The organism is Sphingomonas sp. Leaf25 (genome assembly GCF_001421635.1).
GTDB lineage: Bacteria > Pseudomonadota > Alphaproteobacteria > Sphingomonadales > Sphingomonadaceae > Sphingomonas.
In genome coordinates this window covers 492215-499530 of sequence record NZ_LMKU01000012.1, presented here as the reverse complement: position 1 = coordinate 499530, position 7316 = coordinate 492215, and the positions used below count along the sequence as shown (strand labels likewise).

General features: G+C 68.3%; 5 protein-coding genes. 1 reads left to right on the top strand and 4 read right to left on the bottom strand.

Annotated elements, in window-relative coordinates:
• Positions 1-100: 100 nt before the first annotated feature.
• The 4 genes from rsmA to ASE78_RS06880 all read right to left on the bottom strand — a co-directional run bounded on the left by rsmA (position 101) and on the right by ASE78_RS06880 (position 5624).
• A complete protein-coding gene (gene rsmA / locus ASE78_RS06895) occupies positions 101-931 on the bottom strand; it encodes a 16S rRNA (adenine(1518)-N(6)/adenine(1519)-N(6))-dimethyltransferase RsmA (RefSeq protein ID WP_414886803.1) in 831 nt (276 codons plus the stop codon).
• Complete coding sequence (gene pdxA, locus ASE78_RS06890) at positions 928-1920, bottom strand: 4-hydroxythreonine-4-phosphate dehydrogenase PdxA (protein ID WP_082467041.1); 993 nt, start codon at positions 1918-1920, stop codon at positions 928-930. The genes rsmA and pdxA overlap by 4 nt, the downstream gene beginning before the upstream one ends.
• Positions 1921-1933: 13 nt before the next feature.
• The gene (locus ASE78_RS06885; RefSeq protein WP_056494831.1) at positions 1934-3295 is read right to left on the bottom strand and encodes a peptidylprolyl isomerase; all 1362 of its coding nucleotides are present in this window, start codon (positions 3293-3295) and stop codon (positions 1934-1936) included.
• 91 nt (positions 3296-3386) lie between these two features.
• Positions 3387-5624: an LPS-assembly protein LptD gene (locus ASE78_RS06880; protein WP_056494828.1), complete on the bottom strand. Its 2238-nt coding sequence runs from the start codon at positions 5622-5624 to the stop codon at positions 3387-3389.
• A 163-nt stretch (positions 5625-5787) separates the two neighbouring features.
• Here ASE78_RS06880 and ASE78_RS06875 point away from each other — a divergent pair, with 163 nt between their 5' ends.
• Positions 5788-7272: a leucyl aminopeptidase gene (locus ASE78_RS06875; protein ID WP_056494825.1), complete on the top strand. Its 1485-nt coding sequence runs from the start codon at positions 5788-5790 to the stop codon at positions 7270-7272.
• Positions 7273-7316: the final 44 nt, after the last annotated feature.

Below are 7316 nucleotides of genomic sequence, written 5' to 3'. Positions count from 1 at the left end.
GGGAATCCATAGCCGCTGACGTTTCGGGCTTGAGTCGCTTCGGTGGCGGCTATGGATTCCCGCCTTCGCGGAAATGACGAATGTGGGTGAGGATGATCCCCTACCCCAACACCCTCGCCAGTTCGACGAACTCCGCCACGCTGACCGTCTCCGCCCGTCGCGTCGAGTCGATGCCGATCGCCTCCGCCGCCGCCAGCGCGCCGGGGACGCCTTTCAAACTCTGGCGAAGCATCTTGCGGCGCTGGCCGAAGGCGGCGGCGGTCAGCGTTTCGAGGGTGCGCAGACGGACGCCGTCGGGCGCGGGCGTCGGCACGACATGGACCACCGCCGACATGACCTTGGGCGGCGGCGTGAAGGCGCTGCGATGGACCGGCATCGCAATGCGCGCGGCACTGCGCCACTGGGCGAGGACGGCGAGGCGGCCAAAGGCATCGTCGTTCGCCTGCGCCACGATCCGGTCGGCGACCTCGCGCTGGAACATCAGCGTCAGGCTCTGCCACCATGGCTCCCAGTCGGCCGAAAGCCAGCCGACGAACAGCGGGGTGCCGACGTTATAGGGCAGGTTGGAGGCGATGTGCGGCTTGCCCGCGAACAGCGTGCGCGCGTCGATCTCCAGCGCGTCACCCTCGATCACGCGCAGGCGATCGGGAAACGCCTCGCCCAGTTCGGCAAGTGCCGGGATGCAGCGGCGGTCGCGCTCGATCGCCGTCACCCTTGCCCCTGCCAGCAGCAGCGCGCGGGTGAGGCCGCCGGGGCCGGGACCGACTTCGAGGACCTCGGCATCGTGCAGGTCGCCGGGCACGCGCGCGATCCGGCCGAGCAATTGCTGGTCGAACAGGAAATTCTGCCCCAGCGCCTTACTGGCCGACAGGCCGTGACGCTGGATGACCTCGCGCAGCGGCGGCAGGTCGTGGACGGGAGCGATGCTCACCGGGCGGCGGCGCGGCGGGCCGCTGCCTGGCCAGCCATCGCGATCGCGGCGATCATCGCGCCCGGCTCGGCGCGGTCCTCACCGGCGATGTCGAACGCAGTGCCGTGGTCGGGCGAGGTGCGCACGATCGGCAGGCCGAGCGTGATGTTGACCCCGTCGTCGAAATGCAGCGTCTTGATCGGGATCAGCGCCTGATCGTGCGTCGGGCACAGCGCAGCGTCGTAGCGGGCGCGGGCGCGCGGATGGAACATGGTGTCGGCAGCCAGCGGCCCGACGATGTCGATCCCCTCACCGCGCAGCCGGGCGATGGCGGGGGCCAGCACGTCGATCTCCTCGCGGCCGATCGCCCCGCCCTCCCCGGCATGCGGGTTGAGCCCGGCGACGGCGAGGCGCGGCGCGGCGATGCCGAAGTCGAGCATCAGCCCGCGCACGGTCGCGCGCGCGCGAGCGACGACCAGTTCGGTGGTGAGCAGGCGCGGCACATCGACGATCGCTTCGTGGATAGTCAGCGGCACGACGCGCAGCGTCGGCCCGGCGAGCATCATCACCGCATTCTCGCGCGCCACGCCGCAACGTTCGGCGACGAATTCGGTCTGCCCGGGATAGGTGAAGCCGATGCGGTAAAGCTCGCCCTTCGACACCGGCCCCGTCACGAGTCCTGCCGCCGCGCCCGACCGGGCAAGACCTGCGGCGAGTTCGAGCGACTGGAGCGTGCAGTCCGCCCCCTCGGTATCGGGGCGGCCGGGGACGATCGATCCACCATCGGCGACCGACAGGACGGGGAGCGCGCGACCGAACACGGCGGCGGCACGCGCCGGATCGTCGATGCGCTCGACCGGGCCGGACCACACCGCGCTGACCGCGCGCACGTCGCCGACCGCGAAGAAGCACGGCAGGCGGTGGGCGTCGCGTGAGGCCCATGCCTTGGCGATCACCTCCGGCCCGATGCCGGCGGGATCGCCCATGGATACCGCGAGGGGGAGCGTCATGCCCGGCCCCCGATCAACGATATTCGATCACCGCGTCGCGCCGCAGATCGCGCAGCATCCGCTGGGCGCGCAGGTTCACGCGCTCCTGCTGCAACCCGTCCTGAATCTGTTCGGCGCTGGGCACGGTGCCGCCGCGCGGATCGTCGCGACCGCACACGATCAGCACGCGGATGCCGTCCTTGGGCGACCCGAACGGCGGGGTCGCCTGTCCGACGTTCAGCTTCAGGATGATCTCCTGAAGCGCCGGCGGCAGGTTGCGGATCACGACTGAATCATTGTCGACGACCTCGGCCTTTTCGGACTGCGCGACCTTGGTCGCGTCGCCGCAGCCGCGGATGCCCTGCGTCGCGGTGGCGAACGATGCGGCGCGCTGCGTCGCCTGCGCCTGCGTCGTGCCCGGCGGGAACGGCAGGGTGAGCTGGCGCAGCGCCACCTTGGCATCGCGCGGATCGGCCATCAGCACCTGCCGCTTGTCGGCGAGGTAGAGGATCGAATAGCCGCCCGGCACCTCGATCGGTCCGGCAATCTGGCCGACCTGCATCTGCGTCGCGGCGCGCTGCAACTGGTCGGGCAGCATGTTCAGGCGGACCCAGCCAAGATCGCCGCCGACCGCGCGGGTGGTGGCTTCGGAGAAGTTGCGCGCGAAATATTCGAACGGCGCACCCTGGCGAATCTGTTCGACGATCTTGGTCATCGCCGCCTGTACCTCGGCCGCGCGGTCGGGCGTCGCCGAAATATAGATTTCGCGGAGGCTGTATTCCTCGGTGCCCTTCGACGCTTCCAGCCGGGCGCGGATCGCCTCGACCTCTTCCTCACCGACGTTGATGAAGGGTTCGACCTGCTTGCGCAGCAACCGGCTCCACGCCAGCTCACCCTCGATCTGGCGACGCAGCGAGCGTTCCGACGAGCCGACCGAGCGGAGATAGGCGCGAAGCTGGTCGGGTGTCTGCTGGAACCGCTGCTTGGCGAGGCGATTGAAGCTCTGCTCCAGTTCGGGCGCGGTGACGGTGATGTCCTTCGCCTTCGCCTGCTGGATCTGCAGCGTCTCGTCGATCAACTGGCGTACGACCTGCCCGCGCAGCACCTCGCGGTCCTCTGCGCTCAGCTTGAAATCGTTGATCGCGACGATCAGCGCCATGCGCTGGTCGACGTCGGTGCCGGTAAGCACCGTATCGTTCACGATCGCGGTCGGCTTGCGAATATTGGGGTCGACCTTGCCGAAGATGGTCGGGTTGCCCGGCAGGTTCAGATTGGCGCCGGGCACCTGCTGTCCGTCGCTGACCGTCTGCGCGGCAAGCGCGGTGGCGGCGGCTACGCTCAGGAAACCGGCGATCGAACGGCCGAGGCGGGTGGCATTCACGATGTTGTTGGTCACTTGGTCGTACTATCCCATGCGCACGTCGGCGACGTGCCTGCCGAACCATTCAGGCCAAATCATGGCCCGTCGCGGCTGAACGCAGCCTTATCTATCGTCCCAAATTCTTGAACGCCAGCGTCACGAGATAGCTGTTACCGCTGCGGGCGTCGCCGATCCGCTGATAATCGCGTTTCCACGTCAGTCCGAGGCGGAGGCAATCGTCCTCATATTGCGCGCCGATACGGTGGCGGATCGGGTCATAGCCATCGGATACCGACAACGCATCCTCCGATCGGTCGGTCAGATCGATGGTGGTCGAGGCGAAGGCCGACCAGAACGGACCGAAGGCAACACGGCCGGCGGCGCGGATTTCCTCGCGGTCCTGCAAATCCTCCAGCTCGCTGATGTCGCGGTTGAGGCGGAGATAGCCGACCTGGACATAGGTGCGGCGCGATCCGACCGTCGCGTCGATCTCGTTGCGGCGGATTTTGAACCCGTCCTTGTCGAGCCGGTAGCGGTGGGTGAGCGTCACGAGTTCGCGGAAGCGGACATCGGTGCGCCCGACGAAATCGGAAAAACGATCGTCGAGCCCGGTGCCGTTGGGCAGGATGCTGGCGCGCTCGGAGGTACGATAGCTCTGGCCGATCGTGGTCTGCACCGCGACTCCGGGCAGATCGAGCGCATAGTCGAGGCCATAGGTGACACGCGACGAATCCTCGAACCGGTCGTAGCCGGCGAAGCGGTTGAGCGCGAAGAGGTTCGAGTCTTCCAGATCGACCGCGCGGGCGTCCTCGTTCGGGACGGCGAGATTGGCGATCTTGGGCGAGGCGACGAGCTGGACGCGGGGGCTGATGCGCTGCGTGCCCCGGCCCACCGCGCCGACGAACGGCCAGCGCATATCGACCGCCAGCGCGGCGATGCCGCGCGGGGTAAAGCCCTCGTCGCCGCGGTAGCTCAGCACGGCGGTATCGATGACGTCGCGCGTGTTGTAGGCATCGAGCCGGCCATAGGCGGTGAAGGTCACTTCCTGCCCGAGCGGGGTGTAGCGCGTCAGGTCCCACCGCGCGGCGGCGAAGGCGCGCTGGGTATCCTGCCCCTCCGACCGGCCGATCGCCAGCGTGTTGAGCTGAACCTGCGCGACCCCGCCGAGCAGGCCGTTGAAGCGGCGGCGATAGTCGATTTCGGGGAGCGCCACCGGCTGCATCCCCTGATTATCGCCGACACGCAGCGTCTGCACCGCCCAGCCGCTGATCGAGAGCATCGAGTCGCGGTCGATCCGTTCGACCGAGATATTATTGCGCAACCGGTCGTCGCGCGAAATGTCGTAGCGGCGCAGGAACGTCTGGTCGGTGGTATAGCGCAACGATCCCGACACGCTCCAGTTGGGATCGAGCTGGAACCGGCCGGTCGCATCGACATAGCCACGGAACGATTGCTGCGTGCCGGTGGGCGCAGCGCCGAGCACGAGGTCGTCGCTGCGCCGGCTGACCGTCGCAAAGCCCTGTACCCGGTACGCGCCGTTGCGGCCCAGCGCGCGATATTCCGCCTCGAGCATCGGCAGCACGGCAGTGAAGACATGCGGCGTGATCGTCAGGTCGCGGTTGCGAGCGAGGTTGAAATAATAGGGCACGGCCACTTCGACGCCGTTCACCCGGTCGAGCCGGATCGACGGCGCGAGCAGACCCGAATCGCTGTTGCCGCCGATCGAATGCGAGAACGACGGTAGCGGAATCGTCGGCAGGCCAAAGAGCGTGAGGCCCGCGCCGGTGTAGCGGATACGCTGTCGCACCGGATCGTAGCGGACGCGCAGCGCGGTGATCTTCCACGACGGCTCCTTGGGACAGCCGGCCGACGTGGTGACGGCGCACGGGGTATAGGCCGCGCTCTCGACCGTCACGACGCCGTTGTCGGACCGGGTGCCGCGTCTGGCGGCGATACGCCCGCCTTCGTCGAGGACGACGAGCATGTTGTCGACCACGCCGTCCTTCAGCGTATCGGTCAGCTCGATCCGGTCGCCATAGGCGATGTCGCCCTGCGGATTGGTGACGGCGATGTTGCCGGTCGCCACCACCTGCCCCGACTTGCGGTTCCACGTCACCCGGTCGGCGCGCAGGCGATTGCCGTCGCGCAGCAGCCGCACTTCGCCGCTGGCGGTGACGATGTCGGCGTTGCTGTCATATTCGAGCAGGTCGGACGAGAAATCGATCTGGTCGGCGCTCGCCGGCATCGGCAGCGCGCTTTCGGGGGGCGGCGGAGGCGCAGCGCGATCCTGCAGGTCCTGCGCCAGCGCAGGGCCGGCGACCGCCAGCGTCAGGCCAAGGGCCAGCGACCCGAACGCACGCTTCACTAGTCCAGATTCCCCAATGCCGTCGGTGCCCTGATCGCGCCTGTCGCAACGCCTATTGCATCGTCGCCCGGGAACCGCAATCGCCGTCCACCCGCTTTACGTGCCGGGACGGGCGCGCCAAGATAGCCGGCGCGCCGACGCCCGCGTAGTACAAAGGAAATTCATGTCGATCTCGATCCAGTTCGCCCAGCGTAGCGAAATTCCCCCCGCCCTCGTCCTGCCGATCGCGACGGGCGGGCTCGACCGCGCCGCCGCCGCCGGACTGGATGATGCGGTTGCGGCGCTCGTCGCTGGCGCGGCGCGGGCGGGTCGCTTCGATGGTGAGGCGGGATCGATCGCCGAGGTCTTCGTGCCCGGCGCCGAGGGCGGCGACGCGGGCCGGGTAGTCCTGCTCGGTATCGGTGACGGCAGCGGCGTTTCGCTCGAGAAGGCGGGCGGTGCGCTGACCGGGCGGTTCCTGCTGTCGGGCCTCACCGAACTGACCGTCGATTTCGGTGCGCTGGCGACCGCGCCCGACGCGGCGGCGGTCGCGCGGTTCGCGGCGACGGCGGCGCAACGCGGCTGGCGGCAGGACGGCTATCGCACCAAGCTGCCCGAACGATCGAAGCCGACGCTGACGACGATCACCATCGTTGGTGCGCCCGACGGGATCGACGACGCCTTCGTCGCCGCCGATGCGATCACGCAGGGGCTGGACCTTACCCGCACGCTCGTCACCGATCCGCCGAACGTCCTCTATCCGGTCAGCTTCGTCGAGAAGTGCCGCGAGCTGGAAGCGCTGGGGGTCGAGCTGACCATCCTCGACGAACGGCAGATGGCCGAACTGGGCATGGGCGCGCTGCTGGGCGTCAGCCTCGGCTCGGAAAAGGAAGCGCGGCTGCTGGCGATGCGCTGGCACGGCAAGGGTGGCGACACCACCGACGTCGCGCTGGTGGGCAAGGGCGTGACCTTCGACACCGGCGGCATTTCGCTGAAGCCCGGACCCGGCATGGAGGACATGAAGTGGGACATGGGCGGCGCGGGTGCCGTGGCGGGCGCGATGAAGGCGATCGCCACGCGCAAGGCGAAGGCGAACGTCGTCGGCGTGGTCGGGCTGGTCGAGAACATGCCCGATGGCAAGGCGATGCGCCCCGGTGACGTCATCACCAGCATGTCGGGACAGACGATCGAGGTGCTGAACACCGACGCCGAGGGACGACTGGTGCTGTGCGACGTGCTGACCTGGGTCCAGCGGACGCATGACCCCAAGACCATCGTCGACCTCGCGACGCTGACCGGGGCGATGATTATCAGCCTTGGCAGCGAGCATGGCGGCATGTTCGCCAACGACGATTCGCTGGCCGACGAGCTGCTGGCGGCATCGAAGGAGTCGGGCGACCTGCTGTGGCGCTTCCCGCTGTCGCCCGCCTACGACAAGCTGCTCGATTCGCCGATCGCCGACATGAAGAACATCGGCCCGCGCGGCGCGGGATCGATCACCGCCGCGCAGTTCCTCAAGCGGTACATCGAGGACGGCGTACGCTGGGCGCATCTCGACATTGCCGGGATGGTGTGGGCCGACAAGCCGGGCACCCATCATGACAAGGGCGCGACCGGGTTCGGCGTGCGGCTGCTCGACCGGTTCGTGAAGGACAATTTCGAGGAATAGCCGTCATTCCCGCGCAGGCGGGAATCCATTGACGCCGACGTAGC

Bases quoted from the DNA above. Each gene is read 5' to 3' on its own strand.
- ASE78_RS06875 (WP_056494825.1), top strand. From the start codon at position 5,788: ATGTCGATCTCGATCCAGTTCGCCCAGCGTAGCGAAATTCCCCCCGCC.
- pdxA (WP_082467041.1), bottom strand. From the start codon at position 1,920: ATGACGCTCCCCCTCGCGGTATCCATGGGCGATCCCGCCGGCATCGGG.